Origin of the sequence: Pseudenemella bisphenolivorans, from assembly GCF_051133435.1 — a bacterium.
Taxonomy (GTDB): Bacteria; Actinomycetota; Actinomycetes; order Propionibacteriales; family Propionibacteriaceae; genus JAAYAO01.
In genome coordinates, this window is the sequence record NZ_JBPGNY010000003.1 from 271,554 (window position 1) to 290,134 (window position 18,581).

General features: G+C 67.7%; 18 protein-coding genes. 13 read left to right on the plus strand and 5 right to left on the minus strand.

All coding sequences use genetic code 11. The annotated features are described in order from the left end of the window. The first annotated feature begins 1 nt into the window (after nucleotide 1). Nucleotides 2-1,045, plus strand: a complete 1,044-nt coding sequence (locus tag ACR4XW_RS08805; protein ID WP_434760176.1) for an acyl-CoA dehydrogenase family protein — start codon at nucleotides 2-4, stop codon at nucleotides 1,043-1,045. 118 nt (nucleotides 1,046-1,163) lie between these two features. Here ACR4XW_RS08805 and ACR4XW_RS08810 read toward each other — a convergent pair whose 3' ends face one another. After that, nucleotides 1,164-1,940, minus strand: a complete 777-nt coding sequence (locus ACR4XW_RS08810) for an SDR family oxidoreductase (RefSeq protein WP_434760177.1) — start codon at nucleotides 1,938-1,940, stop codon at nucleotides 1,164-1,166. A gap of 5 nt (nucleotides 1,941-1,945) precedes the next feature. Continuing rightward, nucleotides 1,946-3,094: an acetyl-CoA C-acetyltransferase gene (locus ACR4XW_RS08815; RefSeq protein WP_434760178.1), complete on the minus strand. Its 1,149-nt coding sequence runs from the start codon at nucleotides 3,092-3,094 to the stop codon at nucleotides 1,946-1,948. Nucleotides 3,095-3,244: 150 nt separating this feature from the next. On the opposite strand from ACR4XW_RS08815, the gene ACR4XW_RS08820 reads away from it, so the two are divergent. The 3 genes from ACR4XW_RS08820 to ACR4XW_RS08830 all read left to right on the plus strand — a co-directional run bounded on the left by ACR4XW_RS08820 (nucleotide 3,245) and on the right by ACR4XW_RS08830 (nucleotide 6,890). Beyond that, nucleotides 3,245-4,870 carry an AMP-binding protein gene (locus ACR4XW_RS08820; protein WP_434760179.1) on the plus strand — a complete coding sequence of 542 codons (1,626 nt, stop codon included), beginning with the start codon at nucleotides 3,245-3,247 and terminating at the stop codon, nucleotides 4,868-4,870. Nucleotides 4,871-4,904: 34 nt separating this feature from the next. After that, complete coding sequence (locus tag ACR4XW_RS08825; RefSeq protein ID WP_434760180.1) at nucleotides 4,905-6,122, plus strand: acetyl-CoA C-acetyltransferase; 1,218 nt, start codon at nucleotides 4,905-4,907, stop codon at nucleotides 6,120-6,122. Between the two features lie 177 nt (nucleotides 6,123-6,299). Beyond that, the gene (locus ACR4XW_RS08830; protein ID WP_434760181.1) at nucleotides 6,300-6,890 is read left to right on the plus strand and encodes a hypothetical protein; all 591 of its coding nucleotides are present in this window, start codon (nucleotides 6,300-6,302) and stop codon (nucleotides 6,888-6,890) included. A 32-nt stretch (nucleotides 6,891-6,922) separates the two neighbouring features. Here ACR4XW_RS08830 and ACR4XW_RS08835 read toward each other — a convergent pair whose 3' ends face one another. Continuing rightward, nucleotides 6,923-7,669, minus strand: coding sequence for an enoyl-CoA hydratase/isomerase family protein (locus ACR4XW_RS08835; RefSeq protein ID WP_434760182.1), 747 nt, complete (start codon nucleotides 7,667-7,669; stop codon nucleotides 6,923-6,925). Between the two features lie 228 nt (nucleotides 7,670-7,897). On the opposite strand from ACR4XW_RS08835, the gene ACR4XW_RS08840 reads away from it, so the two are divergent. The 8 genes from ACR4XW_RS08840 to ACR4XW_RS08875 all read left to right on the plus strand — a co-directional run bounded on the left by ACR4XW_RS08840 (nucleotide 7,898) and on the right by ACR4XW_RS08875 (nucleotide 14,294). Beyond that, nucleotides 7,898-8,758: a CoA transferase subunit A gene (locus ACR4XW_RS08840; RefSeq protein ID WP_434760183.1), complete on the plus strand. Its 861-nt coding sequence runs from the start codon at nucleotides 7,898-7,900 to the stop codon at nucleotides 8,756-8,758. Next, nucleotides 8,755-9,528 (plus strand): CoA-transferase subunit beta, encoded by a 774-nt coding sequence (locus ACR4XW_RS08845; protein WP_434760184.1) that lies wholly within the window; start codon nucleotides 8,755-8,757, stop codon nucleotides 9,526-9,528. Before ACR4XW_RS08840 ends, ACR4XW_RS08845 begins: the two co-directional genes overlap by 4 nt. Before the next feature lie 75 nt (nucleotides 9,529-9,603). Further along, nucleotides 9,604-10,386: an SDR family oxidoreductase gene (locus ACR4XW_RS08850; RefSeq protein ID WP_434760185.1), complete on the plus strand. Its 783-nt coding sequence runs from the start codon at nucleotides 9,604-9,606 to the stop codon at nucleotides 10,384-10,386. Nucleotides 10,387-10,432: 46 nt separating this feature from the next. Further along, nucleotides 10,433-10,891 (plus strand): FAS1-like dehydratase domain-containing protein, encoded by a 459-nt coding sequence (locus ACR4XW_RS08855; RefSeq protein ID WP_434760186.1) that lies wholly within the window; start codon nucleotides 10,433-10,435, stop codon nucleotides 10,889-10,891. Beyond that, nucleotides 10,888-11,343 carry a MaoC/PaaZ C-terminal domain-containing protein gene (locus tag ACR4XW_RS08860; RefSeq protein ID WP_434760187.1) on the plus strand — a complete coding sequence of 152 codons (456 nt, stop codon included), beginning with the start codon at nucleotides 10,888-10,890 and terminating at the stop codon, nucleotides 11,341-11,343. Before ACR4XW_RS08855 ends, ACR4XW_RS08860 begins: the two co-directional genes overlap by 4 nt. Then, nucleotides 11,344-12,081 carry an enoyl-CoA hydratase family protein gene (locus ACR4XW_RS08865; protein WP_434760188.1) on the plus strand — a complete coding sequence of 246 codons (738 nt, stop codon included), beginning with the start codon at nucleotides 11,344-11,346 and terminating at the stop codon, nucleotides 12,079-12,081. A 43-nt stretch (nucleotides 12,082-12,124) separates the two neighbouring features. After that, on the plus strand, nucleotides 12,125-13,273 hold the full coding sequence (locus tag ACR4XW_RS08870; RefSeq protein WP_434760189.1) for an acyl-CoA dehydrogenase family protein: 1,149 nt from the start codon (nucleotides 12,125-12,127) through the stop codon (nucleotides 13,271-13,273). A gap of 10 nt (nucleotides 13,274-13,283) precedes the next feature. Then, a complete protein-coding gene (locus ACR4XW_RS08875) occupies nucleotides 13,284-14,294 on the plus strand; it encodes an acyl-CoA dehydrogenase family protein (RefSeq protein WP_434760190.1) in 1,011 nt (336 codons plus the stop codon). Nucleotides 14,295-14,360: 66 nt separating this feature from the next. Here the strand turns inward: ACR4XW_RS08875 and ACR4XW_RS08880 are convergent, their stop codons facing one another. Beyond that, nucleotides 14,361-15,104 carry an SDR family NAD(P)-dependent oxidoreductase gene (locus tag ACR4XW_RS08880; protein ID WP_434760191.1) on the minus strand — a complete coding sequence of 248 codons (744 nt, stop codon included), beginning with the start codon at nucleotides 15,102-15,104 and terminating at the stop codon, nucleotides 14,361-14,363. Nucleotides 15,105-15,344: 240 nt separating this feature from the next. Here ACR4XW_RS08880 and ACR4XW_RS08885 point away from each other — a divergent pair, with 240 nt between their 5' ends. Further along, nucleotides 15,345-16,559, plus strand: coding sequence for an MFS transporter (locus ACR4XW_RS08885; RefSeq protein ID WP_434760192.1), 1,215 nt, complete (start codon nucleotides 15,345-15,347; stop codon nucleotides 16,557-16,559). Between the two features lie 201 nt (nucleotides 16,560-16,760). Here ACR4XW_RS08885 and groL read toward each other — a convergent pair whose 3' ends face one another. Further along, nucleotides 16,761-18,389 (minus strand): chaperonin GroEL, encoded by a 1,629-nt coding sequence (groL, locus tag ACR4XW_RS08890; protein WP_434760193.1) that lies wholly within the window; start codon nucleotides 18,387-18,389, stop codon nucleotides 16,761-16,763. Nucleotides 18,390-18,581: the final 192 nt, after the last annotated feature.

Consider the following 18,581-nt stretch of genomic DNA (forward strand, 5'->3'; position numbering starts at 1 on the left):
CATGATCACTCCCGTGTTGATGGACGAAACCGACGAGCAGGAAGCCCTCCGCGAGACGGTCATCGCGATTCTGGACAAGCACGCCGATTCGGAGAAGGTGCGCAAGACCTCCGAGGACCCCGAGGTCGAATACGACGCCCGACTCTGGGAGCGGCTCGCCACCGAACTCGGCGCCACCTTGTTGCTGGTGCCCGAAGATCAGGACGGCCTGGGCATGGGCTGGCAGGAAGCCTCCATCGTGTTGGAGGAACTGGGGCGCCGACTGGTGCCCTCTCCCCTGCTGACCACCCTGGTCGCACACGGTGCGCTGGCTTTCGCCGGGGCCCCGCAGTTGGCCGATCTGGCCGCCGAGGCCACCCCGATGGCTGTGGTCACCGAAGGCGTGACCGCCGAGGGTGAGGCGCTGAACGGCGCGGCCAAAGCCGTGATCGGAGCCGGTTCGGCCGAGGTGTTGCTGGTGATCGCCGACGATGCGGTCTGGCTGGTGCCGACCGAAACCGACGGCGTCACCATCACCCGACGCGCCTCGCTGGACCAGACCCGTCCGCTGGCCGAGGTGGCCTTCGCCAATGCCGCCGCCCAACGGATCGGCGGAGCCGAGGTGGCCGACCGGTTGCGCCAGTTGCTGCGCAGCGCCCTGGCCACCGACTCGGCCGCCGGCGCCGACCGGATCCTCGAGATCACCGTGGAGTACCTGAAGGTGCGCCAGCAGTTCGGCCAGCCGATCGGCAAGTTCCAGGCCCTGAAGCATCGCGTGGCCGATCTGCTGGTCGAGGTGCAGGGGGCCGCAGCCACCGCCCAGTACGCGGTGAAGGCACTGGACGAAGGCGCCGAGGATGTGGACACGGTGACCACGATGGCCAAGGCCGTCGCCGCCGACGCCTATTACGACACCGCGGCCGACGCGATCCAGTTGCACGGTGGCATCGGCTTCACCTGGGAGCACGACTGCCACATGTACTTCAAGCGGGCCAAGGCCAACCAATGGCTCGGTGAGTCCAACTCCACCCTGCGCGCCAAACTGCGTGAGGCCGTCGCCGGCTGATAGCGCTGGCCGTTGAGCCGCCCGGGTCATCATCCGGGCGGCTCATGTGTTTCTGCGATCCAAGGGCGAAAGAAAATGGGGCCCGGACGGTCGTCCGAGCCCCATTTCGTTGAACTGATCAGAGGTTGCGCTGTACCGCGTCGTACCAGCCAGGCACCTCGCCGCCGCCGTCGAGGTTCACCTCCGCACCGGACATGTAGCCCAGCTCGGGGTTCGCCAGCGCGACACAGGCCTTGCCGACGTCCTCGGGGACGGCCATCCGGCCGGCCGGAATCAGCTTGTTGACCGCAGCCATGCCCTCGGGGCCGCCGTAATGCATCTCGGACAGTTCGGTGCCGACCAGGCCGACCCGCACCTGATTCACCCGCACCTTCGGACCCCATTCCAGGGCCAGGGCTCGGGTCAGCATCGACAGACCCGCCTTGGTGGCCGCGTAGATCGCGGTTCCGGGGGCCGGACGCATCGACGAGACCGAGCCGATGTTGATGATCTGCCCACCCTGTTCCTGTTCGGCCATCACCTTCTGGGCGGCCTGGGCCACCAGGAACGGGGCCAGCAGGTTGAGGTTGATCAGCGAGCCGGCCAGTCGCGGTGGGGTGTCGGCGGCGAGCACCGAGGGGGCGCCGCCGGCGTTGTTCACCACCATGTCGAGGCGGCCGTGCTCGGCCACGATGGCCTCGATCAGCGCCGCGACCTGGGAGTCGTTGCGGACATCGCAGGACATGAACTGCGCGCTGCGCCCACCCGCCGTGGGCAGGTCGGCGTCGTCGGGCTCGGTACGTCCACAGATCACCACGGTGCACCCCTCGGCGAGGAAGGCCCGGGTGATCGCGGCGCCGATGCCGCGGGCGCCACCGGTTACCAGGACGACCTGGTCGGAAAGATCGAACTGCATGGTGCTCAGAGCCTTTCGATGATCGTGACGTTGGCCTGCCCGCCACCCTCGCACATGGTTTGCAGGCCGTAGCGGCCACCGGTGCGTTCGAGTTCGTGCAACATGGTGGTCATCAGGCGGGCACCGGTGGCGCCCAGCGGGTGGCCGAGGGCGATCGCGCCGCCGTTGGGATTGACCTTGGCCGGGTCGATCGGGTGCTCCTTCAACCAGGCCATCACGACCGAGGCGAAGGCTTCGTTGATCTCGACCACGTCGATGTCGCCGATGCTCAACCCGGCCTTCTTCAGGGCGTATTCGGTGGCCGGAATCGGGGCGGTCAGCATCCAGATCGGGTCGTCGGCGCGCACCGACAGGTGATGGATCCGGGCGCGCGGGGTCAGGCCGTGGTCCTTGACCGCCTGCTCGGAGGCCAGCAGCAGGGCCGCCGAGGCGTCACAGATCTGGGAGGCCAGGGCGGCGGTGATCGTGCCGCCCTCCTCCAGCGGATCAAGGGTGGCCATCTTCTCGAGGGTCGATTCGCGCGGGCAGGAGTCGGTGTCGACCCCGTTCAGCGGTTCGATCTCCTTGGTGAAGCGTCCTTCGGCGATCGCCTTCAGCGCCCGGGTGTGCGATTCGAGGGCGTACTTCTCCATCTCCTCGCGGCTCAGTTCCCACTTGTCGGCGATCATCTGGGCCGAGCGGAACTGCGAGACCTCCTGGTCGCCGTACCGCTCCTGCCAGCCCTTGGACCCGCTGAACGGGTCGTCGAAGCCGTACTGCTGGCCGGCCCACATCGCCGCCGAGATCGGAATCGCCGACATGTTCTGCACCCCACCGGCGACCACCAGGTCGGAGGTGCCGCTCATGATCGCCTGCGCGGCGAAGTGCACCGCCTGCTGCGAGGAGCCGCACTGTCGGTCGACGGTCACCCCGGGCACATGGTCGGGCAGCCCGGCGGCCAGCCAGGCGGTACGTCCGATATCACCGGCCTGCGGGCCGATGGTGTCGACACAGCCGTAGACGACGTCCTCGACGGCGCCGGGGTCGACATTGGCACGCTCGACCACGGCGCGCAGGGTGTGCGCGCCCAGGTCGGCCGGGTGCACTTCGGCGAAATCCTTGCCACGCTTGGTGACCGGGGTACGGACGGCCTCAACGATGTAGGCCTCGTTCATGTTCGTGCTCCTTGGGCGGGGTTGGTCGGCCGTCAATGATGTTTGCGGCCAATGGGATGAACCGTACCAAGCGCTTGGTCGGGCAGCTACGCTCGTCCCGCCGGGGCGATAGTCTCCGGATGAAACCGACCAACGCACCGGAGGTGGCCCGTGACCGCTACGCCCGACACCGTCGCGTCAATCCCGGAAAGCCTGCGCTTGGCTGCCGCCGAGGATCCCGATCTGGAAGCAATCGTCGACGGCGATCTGCGGCTCACTTTCGCACAACTGGACGCCGAGGTCACCGCCTTCGCCCGCTCAGCGGTGGCCAGTGGCCTGGAGCCCGGCGATCGGGCCGCGGTCTGGGCCCCGAACTCGGCCCGGTGGTGCATCGCCGCCCTGGGCATCATGGCCGCCGGCGGCGTCCTCACCCCGATCAACACCCGTTACCTCGGCGCGGAGGCCCAGTTCGCGCTGAACCGCGCACGCGCGGTGATGTTGGTCACCGAAGAGGGATTCCTGGACAAGTCCTACCTGACGATGCTGCGCGAGACCGCCGCCCCCACCGGCGACGACTGGGGCGCCGACGTCGAGCCGCAACTGCTGCCCGGGGTTCCCTACCTGAGCACCATCGTCGACATCGGCAGCACCGGTGACGACATCGCCACCGACTGGGACGACTTCATCGCCCGCGGCGCCTCGGTCGACGCCTCGGTGATCGACGAGCGGATCGCCGCCCTCACCCCGGAGTCGATCGCCGACATCCTGTTCACCTCCGGCACCACCGGCTACCCCAAGGGGGCGATGGTCAGCCACGGCTCGAACGTCAAGACCAACTGGGAGTGGGGCGCCAATGTCGGGTTGCGCCGGCACGACCGCTACCTGCTGGTGAACCCGCTGTTCCACAGTTTCGGCTACCGCGCCGGCCTGCTCACCAGCCTGCAGCACCGCGCCACGGTTTACCCGGTGCGCACCCTCGACCCCGAGGCAACCCAGCAACTGATTCAGGACGAGAAGATCACCGTGATGCCCGGGGCGGTGACGATGTACACCACGATCATGGACCACCCGTCCTTCGGCACCTACGACCTGGATTCGGTGCGGCTGGCCGTCACCGGCGCCTCGGTGGTACCGGTTCCGGTACTGCAGCGGATGCGCGCCGAACTCGGCATCAAGGACATCCTGACCGCCTACGGCCTGACCGAATCCTGCGGCACCGCCACGGTCTGCCCGCCGGACGCCACCCTGGACCGGCTCTCGACCACCTCGGGCATCGCCATCCCGGGCACCGAGGTGCAGATCATGGACCGGAACGGCGAATTGCTGCCGCCGCGCGAACACGGCGAGATCGTGATTCGCGGATACAACGTGATGGCCGGCTACTTCGAAGACCCGGAAGCCACCGCCAAGGCGATCGACGCCGACGGCTGGCTGCACTCCGGTGACGTCGGTTGGCTGGACGAGGACGGCTACCTCACCATCACCGACCGGATCAAGGACGTGATCACCGTCGGCGGCTTCAACGTCTACCCCGCCGAGATCGAACGCGTGCTGTTGGAGCACCCCGGCGTCGGCCAGGTCGCCGTGGTCGGTATTCCCGACGAGCGCCTCGTCGAGGTGGCCAAGGCCTTCGTGGTGTGCCGTCGCGGACAGATGGTCACCGAGGACGAACTGATCGCGCACTGCCGCAAACACCTGGCCAACTTCAAGGTTCCCCGCGAGGTGGAAATCAAGACCGAACTACCCCAAACCCCCACGGGCAAGATCCAGAAGTTCCTGCTCGCCGACAAGAAGTAACCCGCCCGTTCAGGGTATGAAACAAGGAGACCCCATGACCGATGCCGTGATCGTCGCTGCCGCCCGCTCGCCGATCGGACGAGCTTTCAAGGGAGCGCTGAAGGACGTCCGTTCCGACGACCTCGGTGCCGCGATGATGCGTGCCGCCCTGGACCAGGTGCCCGAGTTCGACCCGAAGAACATCGACGACGTGCTGTGGGGTTGTGCCCAGCCGGCCGGTGAGCAGGGGTACGGGCTGGGGCGGGTCGTCGCCACCCATCTGGGCCTGGATCAGGTGCCCGGCACCACGGTGAACCGGTACTGCGGTTCTTCGGTGCAGACCACCCGGATGGCCCTGCACGCGATCAAGGCCGGTGAGGCCAAGGCGCTGGTCTCGGGCGGATCGGAGGTGATCTCGCGGTACAACTTCGGCAAGTCCGACAATCTGCCCGACACCTACAACCCGACCTACGAGGCCGCCCGCGAGCGCACCGCCAAGCGTGCCGAGGGTGGCGCCCCGGTGTGGACCGACCCGCGCGAGAACGGTGAACTGCCCGACATCTACATCGCAATGGGCCAGACCGCCGAGAACGTCGCCCAACTGCGCGGCGTCTCGCGCGAGGCCCAGGACGAGTGGGGCCTGATGTCGCAGACCCGCGCCCAGGAAGCCATCGCCAACGGGTTCTTCGACACCGACATCACCCCGTTCACGCTGCCCGACGGCACCGTGATGAACAAGGACGAGAGCCCCCGGGCCACCAGTGCCGAGCGGCTCGCCGGACTGGATCCGGTGTTCCGCCCCGACGGCACCGTGACCGCCGGTAACTGCTGCCCGCTGAACGACGGCGCCGCCGCCCTGGTGGTGATGTCGTCGGATTACGCCGCCGAGTTGGGCATCAAGCCGTTGGCCAAGATCCTGTCGACCGGGGTTTCGGCGCTGTCGGCCGAGGTGATGGGTCTGGGCCCGGTCGAGGCCACCAAGAACGCCCTCGCTCTGGCCGGGATGAGCGCCGGCGACCTCGACCTGATCGAGATCAACGAGGCCTTCGCCGCTCAGGTGATCCCGAGCGTGGACGACCTCGGTCTGGATGTCGACCGGGTGAACGTGCACGGCGGCGCGATTGCGCTGGGCCACCCCTACGGCCAGACCGGTGCCCGCCTGACCACCACCTTGATCAACGGCCTGAAGTGGCACGACAAGTCGACCGGACTGGTGACCATGTGCACCGCCGGAGGCCAGGGTATGGCGCTGATCATCGAGCGCATGAACTGATTGCCGGCATCCGCCGGTTCGGTACGGGGGCCGTCCGCTTCGGCGGGCGGCCCTTCGTCGGCTTCGGGGCACACCCCGGCTGCAATGTTGCTTCTCACGGCCCGTCATCGATGCCGGTGGCTACACTGTGCGAAATCGCGCACATTGCAGCACCCGGCGATGACAGCGAGGCCGATCATGCGCACACCCGGCACCCGGGCCCTGGCGGGAATCGGCGCGCTCGCACTGGCGGTGATCGGGGTGGGCATGGGTATTGCCACCAGCGGCACCCGGGGCGGCATCCCGGCAGAACCGGCCAACCCGGCCACCCCGTCGACCACCAACCCCTGCCCCGACATCCTGGCCGCCGGAGCCGGGGATCATCGAGCGCCGTTGACCGCTGTACCCGACGAGCTCCCCGCCGATCCCGACCGAATCTGGCTCTGTGGTGACCCCGCCCAGCAGGCCACCGGGCCGCCCGAACCGCTGACCACCGGAGCCAATCCGGTGGTCGAGGTCTTCAACAGGCTCGAGCGTGGCCGCGACGACATGGTCTGCACCGAGGAGTACGTGCTGAGCTACTACGTGGCTTTCGACTACCCCGAACAGCGCTACGTGTTGCAAGGCGAGCTGCACGGTTGCCGCACGGTCTTCGACGGCACCACCCACCGGATCGGTGGCGACAAGCTACTCGAAGTCATGACGCAGCAGTGGCAGGCCCAGCGCAGGCAACAGGGGCCCCCGAGCGATCCCGGAGCATGCTCCGACGACGCGATCATCCCCTGCTAGAGGTACCGATCAGCCAGGGGCGCATGCTCCGGTCAACTGCGCCAGACCGGGGCGCGACGTTCGTTGAAGGCAGCCATTCCCTCCGCGGCGTCGGGGCCGGCCATCAGTTCTTCCTGGCGCTGCTTCATCAGGGTCTCGAAATCCCCATCGGGCAGACCCACCGAGGCGTACATCAGCTCGCGGGTGGACCGGATCGCCACCGGCGACCCCGCGGCCACCGCTGCGGCCAACTCCAGCGCGGTATCCAGTGCGGTGCCGACCGGCACCACCCGATTGATCAGACCCAACTCGTAGCCGCGCTGCGCGCTGAGCCGGCCGGCACCCAGGCCCAACTCCAGGGCGACCGCCATCGGCAGTTGCTTGGGCAACCCCACGCCCCCGTCGGTGGCGGCGAACCCCAGACCCACTTCCGGTAGCCAGAACTCGGCCGTTTCCACCGCCACCCGCAGGTCGCACTTCAAAGCGATCTCCAACCCGTTGCCCAGGGCCGAACCGTTCAGGGCCGCGATCACCGGCTTGGGGTATCCGGGCCCCAGAATCCGCAGGGGGTTGTTCGCCGGGTCGGCCTCACCGGAGTCGACCGACAGGTCCATCCCGGCGCAGAAGGTGCGATCCCCGGCTGCTGTGATCACAATCACGCGCACCGTGTCGTCCTCGGCCGCCGAGCGCAGGGCGTTGCTGATGGTCAGCCGCGCATCACCGTCCAGAGCATTGTGCTTGGCCGGGCGATCGATCGTGATCACCAGCGTTTGCTCGCGCTGTTCGACCTGTACTGCCACGGAAAACCTCTCCTTCTGCACGGTGCTGTCAGGGCCTGGCGCACCGCGTCATTGCTGCGCACGTCCGGCGTCAGTCAACCACTGATCACCGCCCTCCGTTCACCGGGATCCCGGGCCCAATGCCCCGCCCCTGCGCACCAGACTGGAACGCGTGTTTGACAAGCGTCAGCACACGGGCGAGTATCCAACCAAGCGCTTGACCAAGTAACAGTGACCACAGGAGGGTCGATGGCCGACAAACGTATGACCAGCGACGAGGTGGTGAGCCAGCTCGAGTCCGGGATGACCATCGGAATCGGTGGCTGGGCATCACGCCGCAAGCCGATGGCTCTGGTGCGCGCCCTGCTTCGCTCCGATCTGAAGGATCTGACCGTCGTCGCCTACGGCGGCCCCGATGTGGGCCTGCTGGCCGAGGCGGGCAAGCTCAAGAAGGTCATCTACGGCTTCGTGTCGATGGACACCGTGCCGCTTGATCCGCACTTCCGTGCCGCCCGCCAGCGCGGCGAGCTCGAAGTCGGCGAGATCGACGAGGGCATGCTGCAGTGGGGCCTGTACGCCGCTGCGATCAACGTTCCCTTCCTCCCGACCCGCTCGGGCCTGGGATCGGACGTGATGAAGTACAACCCCGACCTCAAGCTCGTCGCCGACCCCTACGGCTCCGGCCTGGAACTCGTGGCGATGCCGGCCCTGAAGCTGGACGCCGCCCTGGTGCACGTGAACCGCGCCGACATGCACGGCAACGCCGCGGTGACCGGTAACGACCCCTACTTCGACGACCTCTACTGCATGGCCGCCGACAAGGCATTCGTGTCGGCCGAGAAGATCATCAGCTCCGAGGAATTCGGCCAGCTCGACTTCCGCACCATGCAGATCGGACGCCAGCACGTCACCGGCGTGGTGGAAGCCCCCAACGGCGCACACTTCGCGTCCTGTGTGCCCGACTACCCGCGCGACGAGGCCTTCCAGAAGGAATACGCCGCCGCCGGGGCCGACCCCGAGAAGTGGGCCGAGTTCAAGAAGACCTACCTGTCGGGCACCGAGGACGACTACCAGGCGGCCGTGGCCCGCCGGAGCCAGGAGCAGAAGTGAGCAACGAGACTGCGACCCAAACCGTCACCCGCGCCGAATACTGCGTGGTTGCCTGCGCCGAAGCCTTCCGCGACAACGGCGAGATCCTCGCCTCGGCCTTCGGCACGATCCCCGCGATCGGCGCCCGACTGGCCCGCGAGACCTTCTCCCCCGACCTGCTGCTGACCGACGGTGAAGCCAACACCGTGCGTGGCACCTGGGCGGTCGGCACCTCCCCCGAGGGTCCGATCGAGGGCTGGACCCCGTTCCGCCGGATCTTCGACCTGGTGTGGAACGGCAAGCGTCACGTGATGATGATCCCGAGCCAGATCGATGCCGCCGGCAACATGAACATCTCGGTGATCGGTGACTTCCAGAAGCCCAAGGCGGCCCTGATCGGCGTGCGCGGTGGCCCGGGCAATACGATCAGCCACCCGACCAGCTACTGGGTGCCCAAACACGGCACCCGGGTCTTCGTCGAGAAGGTCGACATGATCGCGGGCGTCGGTTACGACTCCGCAGAGGCCGCCGGCAAGGCCGCCAGCGAGTTCCTCGACCTGCGTGCGGTGGTCACCAACCTGTGTGTCTTCCATTTCGTGGACGGACGGATGCAGGTCAAGTCGCTGCACCCCGGCGTCACCGCCGAGGAAGTCGAAGAAGCCACCGGTTTCGCGATCGAGGTGCCGGCCGATGTGCCGACCACCCGCGAACCCACCGAAGAGGAACTGCGCTTGATCCGCGAGGTGATCGACCCCCGGTCGCTGCGCGATCGCGAAGTTCCCAACACCTGACCCGGTTGGCCGGACGATGTGATCGCGAGCGTCCGGCCAACCGTATCCACCACATCGGTGAGAAGAGAGACTGTGATGACCGAATCCGCCCCGACTCCCACTCCCTCGCACAATCTGCTGGCCGACAAGATCGTGGTGGTCACCGCCGCCGCCGGCACCGGCATCGGCTTCTCGGCCGCCCTGCGGGCCGCCGAGGAGGGTGCCACCGTGGTGATCAGCGACCGGCACGAACGCCGCCTGGGTGAGGCCGCCGAGAAGATCAAGGCCGAAACCGGGCAGGAACCCCTGGCCGTACCCTGCGATGTCACCGTCCAGGAGCAGATCGACGCGCTGATGGACAAGGCCGTCGAGGCCCACGGCCGCATCGACGTGCTGATCAACAACGCCGGCCTGGGCGGCACCGCCTCGGTGATCGACATGACCGACGAGCAGTGGGATTCGGTGCTGAACATCTCGCTCACCTCGGTGTTCAAGGCCACCCGTTCGGTGCTGCGCCACATGGTGCCGGCCAAGCGCGGAGTGATCATCAACAACGCCTCGGTGATCGGCTGGCGCGCCCAGGCCGGCCAGGCCCACTACGCCGCCGCCAAGGCCGGGGTGATGGCTCTCACCCGGTGCTCGGCGATCGATGTTGCCGAACACGGCATTCGGGTCAACGCGGTGGCCCCGTCCATCGCGATGCACGCCTTCCTGGCCAAGGTGACCAGCGACGAGTTGCTCGACAAGCTCAGCGAGCAGGAGGCCTTCGGCCGTCCGGCCGAGCCGTGGGAGGTCGCCAACGTGATGATGTTCCTGGCCAGCGACTACTCGTCCTACATGACCGGTGAGGTCGTGTCGGTCTCCAGCCAGCGCGCCTGAACACCCACCCGACGACTGAGCCCCACCTGACGACAAAGGAGGAACCGTGGCCAATCCCGATGCGGTAGGAACCGTCGGTACGCCGTACGAGATGGACATCACCCGCGGCAAGATCCGCGAGTTCGCCCGGGCCACCCGCTCGGACAACCCCGACTACCTCGAGGGCGACAACAACGTCAGCCCGCCCACCTTCCTGATGAACTACATGTTCTGGGCCTTCGGGGATTCCAACCCCTGGCCCAAGGTCGAGCTCAACCAGGAGCGCGGCCTGCACGCCGAACAGGAGTTCACCTTCCACGGTGAGCCGCCGCGCGCCGGCACCACCCTGGAGGCCACCTCCCGGATCGACAACATGTGGACCAAGCAGGGCCGTCGCGGCGGCGAGATGACCTTCGTGACGATGGTCACCGACTTCCGCGACGCCGAGGGCAACCTGGTGGCCGAAGTGAAGATGACCGGCGTGGAGACCGCGCGTCCGCCGGCTGCGGAGGGGGAAAAGGCATGAGCGAGAACACCGAGAAGGTCGAGGCCAACCTGAACGTGCCCCCGGCCCCCGAGGTCTGGACGGTCGGCCCGGTGACCCGCACCGACTTCGTCCGCTACCAGGGCGCCTCGGGCGACATGAACCCGATCCACCACGACGAGGAGTTCGCCAAGAACGCGGGCTTCCCGACCCCCTTCGCGGTCGGCATGTTCCAGGCCGGTGTGGTCGGCTCGTACGCCACCGACTGGCTCGGCGCGGCGAACGTGCGCAACTACCGGATCCGCTTCCAGGCCCAGGTCTGGCCCGGTGACACCCTGACCATCGGCGGCGAGGTGGAACGCACCTACCGCACCGACGAGGGCGAACCGCGGGTGGACGTGGCGCTGTACTGCGACCGGGTCGGCACCGACGGTGGTGAACCCGACCGGGCGGTCAGCGTCTGGGCCACCTTCGTTCTCACCGAGGAGCAGTAAATGAGCATCACCACCGTGATCCATGACAACGGCGTGGCCGAGGTCATCATGGACAACCCGCCGGTCAACGCGTTGACCGTGCAGGGCTGGTTCGATCTGGCCGACCAGATCACCGCCGCCGGACGCAACTCCGACGTCCGCGCCGTGGTGCTGCGAGCCGAGGGCAAGGGCTTCAACGCCGGCGTCGACATCAAGGAACTGCAGCAGACCGAGGACAACTCCGCGATCATCGGGGTGAACCGGGGCTGCTTCGCCTCCTTCAAGGCGGTCTACGAGTGCGAGGTGCCGGTGGTCAGCGCCGTCAACGACTTCTGCGTCGGCGGCGGCATCGGCCTGGTCGGTAATTCCGACATCATCGTGGCCTCCGAGGGGTCGGTCTTCGGCCTGCCCGAGATCGACCGTGGCGCCCTGGGCGCGGCCACCCACCTGTCGCGGATGGTGCCCCAGCACAAGATGCGCGCGATGTTCTTCCTCTGCGAGAACGCCACCGCCGAGGAACTGCACGAGTACGGTTCGGTCTACGCGGTGGTGCCGCGCGAGGAACTGCGCGACAAGGCGATGGAGGTCGCCGGCCGGCTGGCCGACAAGAACGGCACGGTGCTGCGCGCCGCCAAGGAAGCCCTCAACGGCATCGACCTGTGGGACGTGAACAAGTCGTACCGTTACGAGCAGGGCTTCACGATGGAGCTGAACCTGTCGGGGGTCGCCCACGAGGTGCGCGACACCTTCGGCAAGTAACCGCCCCACCGACGTCCACCCGCCGAGGAGACGGAGTTTCACCATGGAGTTGACCGATACCCCCGACGAACAGGCATTCCGGGCCGAGGCCCGCGCCTGGCTGGAGGCCAACGTCCCCAAGGAGCCGCTGCCCGGCGGTGACACCCGCGAAGGGTTCGCCGCGCACCTGGAGTGGGAGAGGCTGCTGCACCGCGACAAGTGGGCAGTGGTCTCCTGGCCCGAGGCCTACGGCGGCCGGGACGCCTCGATCTGGGAATGGATCATCTTCGAGGAGGAGTACTACCGGGCCCGGGCCCCGCAACGGGTGACCCAGAACGGCATCTTCCTGCTCGCCCCGACGATCTTCGAGTTCGGCACCCAGGAACAGCAGGACGTGCTGCTGCCCCGGATGTCGGCGGCCGAGGATCTGTGGGGTCAGGGCTGGTCGGAGCCGGGCTCGGGTTCGGACCTGGCTTCCCTGCGCAGCCGCGCGGTGCGCGACGACGAGCGCGGCGGCTGGGTGCTGAACGGGCAGAAGACCTGGACCACCCGGGGCGCCTTCTGCACCCACGTCTTCGGGCTCTTCCGCACCAACCCCGAACTGGGCCGGCACCGCGGCCTGAGCTACTTCCTGGTGCCGCTGGACACCCCCGGGGTGACCGTGCGCGGCTTCGAACGACTGGACGGGGATGAGGGCTTCGCCGAGGTGTTCTTCGAGGACGCCTTCATCTCCGACGACATCGCCCCCTACGGGCTGCTCGGTGAGGTCGACAAGGGCTGGTCGATCGCGATGGCGACGACCGGTTCGGAGCGCGGCCTGACCCTGCGCTCGCCGGGCCGGTTCCGGGCCGCGGCCGAGAACCTGATCAATCTGGCCAAGGACAACCCGGCGCTGACCGATGTGATCCGCGACCGCGTGATCGGTTCCTGGATGGACGCCGAGGCCTACCACATGTTCACCCTGCACCAGGTCACCGACCTGATCGAGGGTCGCGAACCGGGTGCCCGCTCGTCGCTGAACAAGGTCTTCTGGTCCGATCTGGACGTCCGCCTGCACGAGGCGGCCCTGGAACTGCTCGGCCCGGACGCCTACACCGACAACCCGTGGAGCCGGGGCTTCCAGTTCTCGTTGTCGGGGCCGATCTATGCCGGCACCAACGAGATCCAGCGCAACATCATCGCCGAGCGAGTGCTCGGCCTGCCCCGGGCCTGAGAGGACGATCATGCGTTTTGCCGTTGCCGCCGAGAACGACGAATTCCGCGCCCTGCTGGCCGATGCCCTGCCCGAACTGTGCACCCCGGAGGTGATCCGCGCGATCGGGGACGACCCGTCCGGGGAGGCCGCCGAATCGCTGCGCGGCTCGCTGGCCGAGTTGGGCGTCACCGGCCTGCTGGTCGACGAGGACCACGACGGCCTGGGGATGGACGAGGACACCCTGGTGGTCGTGCTGCGCGAGATGGGACGCGCCGGAGTGCCGCTGCCGATGGTGGAAACCCTGGCCTGGGCACCCGGCCTGGCCGGCCCGGCCGGTTTCGCCGCCGAACTCGCCGCCGGGGAGATCCTGGTCGGCTCCGACCTTGCCGACAGCGGCACCAACACCGCGCTGACCGCGAACCGGGTCGGGGTGGGTGGCTTCGCCGGCCGCGGCCCGGTGCGGTTCATCACCCCCGACGACGCCGGGGAGCGGATCGCCACGGTGAACCCCGCCGCCCAGTGGGGTGCCACCCCTGGTGGTGACGAGGTCACCGTCGACGACGAGGCCCTGGTCGAGCGCGCCTGGCTGCGTGGCGTGATCGGTGCGGCCGCGGTGCTGTGCGGCCTGTCGGACCGGATGCTGACGATGACGGTGGAATACGCCAAGGAACGCCAGCAGTTCGGCAAGCCGATCGGCTCCTTCCAGGCGATCAAGCATCACCTGGCCAATGCCCTGATCGCGCTGGACTTCGCCTGGCCGACCGTGTTGGCCGGTGCCCACCAACTCGCGAGTGGGGATACCGACGCCGCCCGCACCATCTCGATGGCCAAGGCGCGGGCGTCTGAGGCCGCCCAGCAGATCGCCAAGGCCTCGATCCAGAGCCACGGGGCGATCGCCTACACCACCGAGTACGACCTGCAGCTCTACGTCAAGCAGGCCTGGGAGCTGTCCTCGCGGTGGGGTTCGCCCGCTTGGCACCGAGACCGGGTGGGAGATGCGATCGGGCTGCCCGCCGGCGGTCCCCGTCCGGTTGCCTGACGCTCGACCGGTTTCGGCTCGGACTGTCTCGGCTCGACCCTGCTGCCCGTATTTCCGGGCGCCGGGTCAGGCCGAGTAACCGCCGTCCACGTCGATCTTCTGACCGGTGATGTAGTCGGCCTCGGGGCCGGCCAGGAAGAAGACCGCCGAGGCGATGTCCTCACCGTCACCGAAGCTGCGCATCGGGATGTTCTGCTCCGCGGTGCTCAGCGCATACTCGTCCAGGTCTCCCTCGGCGCGGAGTCTTACTGCCATGCCGGCGGTGGTCATGCCCGGCCCGACCGCGTTCACCCGCACCCCGAAGCGTCCTTCTTCGACCGCCAGACCCTTCACCATCATCTCGACCGCGGCCTTCGGAATCACCGACAGACCGTCTCGGGCCGGGTAGCGCCGGGTGCCGGCCGAGGTCAGCGCCACCACCGCTCCCCTGGCTTCGCGCAGCGCCGGCAGGGCCGGGTGCACGATGTTGAAGAAGCCCAGGGCGTCGGCATTCATCTGGTCCCGCAGGATCTCGGGTGAGAGCTTCGACAGGTGCACCTGCGGGATGTGCGGACCGGCGGCATGCACCACCACGTCCAACCGCCCGTGCTCGGCGACGATCTTCTCGATCAGTGCCGCACAACGGGGAATGTCGGTGATGTCGAGTTGTTCGGCGCTGACCTGCTCGCCGAGTTCATCCACCAAGGCCCGGGCGGCATCGGCATTGCGGCCGTAGGTGAACACCACGGTGTCCCCGTCCGCCACGAACCGGCGCAGGATCGCCTCGCCCAGCCCTCCGGTGCCACCGGTCACCAAAACCACTCGCGTCATCGTCGTCGACACATTTCCTCCTCATCCCGGCATCTCGGTACCAAAACCCCCAACTCACCCCTGCCACTTCCTGCGACACGCCGTGCCGGACGAAAGTGAGTTGGAGGTTTCGGTACCCCACCACTGTTCAGCAGATCGGGATCCTTGCGGCCCCGATGTCCCAATCACTCGTATGCTCCAAGACGGGCAATTTGCAGTCGCTGCAATCAAATGGGTCGGCCGGGGCCGGGAAGGAATCACATGTCGAGCGGGGGCGGGCCGTTTCGGGCCCTGCGCCATGGGCCCTACCGATTCCTGTGGTTGACCGCCACGACCTACCACATCGCCTACTGGGTGACCTACGTCGGCCTGCAGTTGGTGGTGGCCCACCTGACCGACCACGACCCGGTTGCGCTGGGCATCATCCAGTTCTCACTGCTGGTCGCGTTTCTGCTGATGTCGATCCCCTTCGGGGTGTTGGCCGACCGGGTGGATCGCCGCCGCCTGCTGCGGATCGCCGAGACGATCGGCTTCACGTCCTTTCTCACCACTGCCCTGCTGGCCACCACCGGGCTGCTGACCCTGTGGCCGGCGGTGGCGGTCGGTTTCGTCACCGGGGTCACCTCGACCCTGACCTCGGCGGCCACGAACTCGATGATGCCGCGGCTGGTGCCCCGCGAAGACCTATCCAGTGCCGCACCCCTGCAGACCGCCACCGGCAACTTGGGCCGGATGTTCGGCCCGATGCTGGTGGGGCCATTGGTGTGGTTGGTCGGCACCTCCGGAATGTTGTGGGCGGCGTTGGGCATTCTGCTGATCTCGATCCTGTGTGCCCTGCGTCTGCCGCCCAGCCCGCCGGCCGAGACCGTGGTTCGCGAATCCCTGCGTCGCTCGATGGCGGCCGGCATCGAACATGCCAGGCAACGTCCCCCGGCGGTGGGCCTGCTGATCGCGGTGGCGGTGACCTCGGCGGTGGGTGGTGGGTTCCAGGCCCAACAGCCCGTGGTGGCCGCCCACGTGGCACCGGACAATGCCGACAACGTCTTCTTCGTGATGGCGACGCTGGCCGGGGTGGCAGCCCTGCTCGCGGTCGCGGTGAGTGCTGCCCAGCGCCGCACCCCCACCCTGACCAGCACCTCGTTGTTGATGGCCGGCCAAGGGGTCTCGCTGATTTTGATGGGGTTGGCACCCAATCCCTGGACGGCGGTGATCTGTGTCGGCATCTCCCAGGCACTGCTGATTGCGGTGATGACCCGTGCCGGCTCGGCCCTGCAACACATCGTCGACGACGCCTACCGCGGACGGGTGATGAGCCTGTACTTCATGGGCTGGGGTGGCCTGTTGCCCTTCGGTGGGCTGGGGCTGGGTGTGCTGATTTCGCGCACCAACGTCCCGATCGGGCTGGGTACCTTCGGCCTGGTGATGATCACCGTGGCCGTACTGCTGCTGCTCAACGGACGACGCCACGCAAGCTGAGCCGCGACAGGCCCTCCGTCCCGTCCGGTGCCCCGGCTGCCCGGCGGCCCGCCCCCTCATCTGCCACATGCAACCCGTACTCGTTCCTGCGTGACTTAGTAGGCCACGCAGGAACGAGTACGGGTTGCGGGAGCGAGAATTGAAAGGTGGGGGTGGACCTTCGCGGTCCACCCCCACCCGGAGTTGCTTATCGGCGTCGGATCAGAAGCCGATGCCACCCATCTCGTCACCGGCGTGGCCGCCCGGCATAGCCGCGGCCTTCTCCGGCTTGTCGGCGATCACAGCCTCGGTGGTGAGGAACAGGGCCGCGATCGAGGCCGCGTTCTGCAGCGCCGAGCGGGTCACCTTGGCCGGGTCGATGATGCCGGCGGCCAGCATGTCCCCGTACTCACCGGTGGCGGCGTTCAGGCCCTCACCCGCGGACAGGCTGCCGACCTTTTCGGCCACCACGCCGCCTTCGAGGCCGGCGTTGATGGCGATCTGCTTCAGCGGGGCCTGGGCCGCGCTCAGCACGATCTGCGCACCGACGGCCTCGTCACCGCTCAGCTCGTCGAGGGTGACGGCCTTGGCCGCCTGCAGCAGCGCGACGCCACCACCGGGCACGATGCCCTCCTCGACCGCAGCCTTGGCGTTGCGCACGGCATCCTCGATGCGGTGCTTGCGCTCCTTGAGCTCCACCTCGGTGGCCGCGCCGACCTTGATCACCGCAACGCCGCCGGCCAGCTTGGCCAGCCGCTCCTGCAGCTTCTCGCGGTCGTAGTCGGAGTCGGACTGCTCGATCTCGTTGCGGATCTGCTGCACGCGTCCGGCGATCTGCTCGGCGTCGCCGGCACCCTCGATGATGGTGGTCTCGTCCTTGGTCACCACGACCTGGCGGGCCTGGCCCAGCAGTTCGAGGGAGACCGCGTCGAGCTTCAGGCCGACCTCCTCGGAGATCACCTGGCCACCGGTGAGGATGGCGATGTCGCCCAGCATGGCCTTGCGGCGGTCACCGAAGCCGGGGGCCTTGACCGCAACCGACTTGAAGGTGCCGCGGATCTTGTTCACGACCAGACCGGCGAGGGCCTCGCCCTCCACGTCCTCGGCGATGACAACGAGCGGCTTGCCCGACTGCATGACCTTCTCCAGCACCGGCAGCAGGTCCTTCAGGCCGGAAACCTTGGAGTTGACGATCAGCAGGTAGGGATCGTCCAGGACGGTCTCCATGCGCTCGGCGTCGGTGACGAAGTAGGGCGAGATGTAGCCCTTGTCGAAACGCATGCCCTCGGTGAGTTCGAGCTCCAGGCCGAAGGTGTTCGACTCGTCGACGGTGATGACGCCTTCCTTGCCGACCTTGTCCATCGCCTCGGCGATGATCTCACCGACCGACGGGTCGGCGGCCGAGATGGACGCGGTGGCGGCGATCTGTTCCTTGGTCTCGACATCGATGGCCATCTCGGTCAGCGCGTCGCTGATCTTGGCCACGGCCTTCTCGATGCCCCGCTTCAGGCCCATCGGGTTGGCACCGGCGGTCACGTTGCGCAGACCCTCGCGCACCATCGACTGGGCGAGGACGGTCGCGGTGGTGGTTCCGTCACCGGCGACGTCGTCGGTCTTCTTGGCAACTTCCTTGACGAGCTCGGCGCCGATCTTCTCGTACGGATCCTCGAGCTCGATCTCCTTGGCGATGGAGACGCCGTCGTTGGTGATCGTGGGGGCACCCCACTTCTTCTCCAGCACGACGTTGCGGCCCTTGGGGCCAAGCGTCACCTTCACAGCGTCGGCGAGCTGGTTCATGCCCGCCTCGAGAGCGCGACGCGCCTCGATGTCGAATTCAATGAGCTTTGCCATAGTTACTCCGGGAGTCCTCCCGCATCAGGGGCCGGTTGGCCCCGGGTTTGTCTGGTTAACGCCCGGCCGGTGCCCGCGACGGCCGGAGCCCCATAATGGCGGCTCCTCACCAACCTGGTAGTGGCACTCTCATGCTTTGAGTGCCAACGCAATTGTTAGCACTCGGCACCCCCGAGTGCAAATATCGTTGCC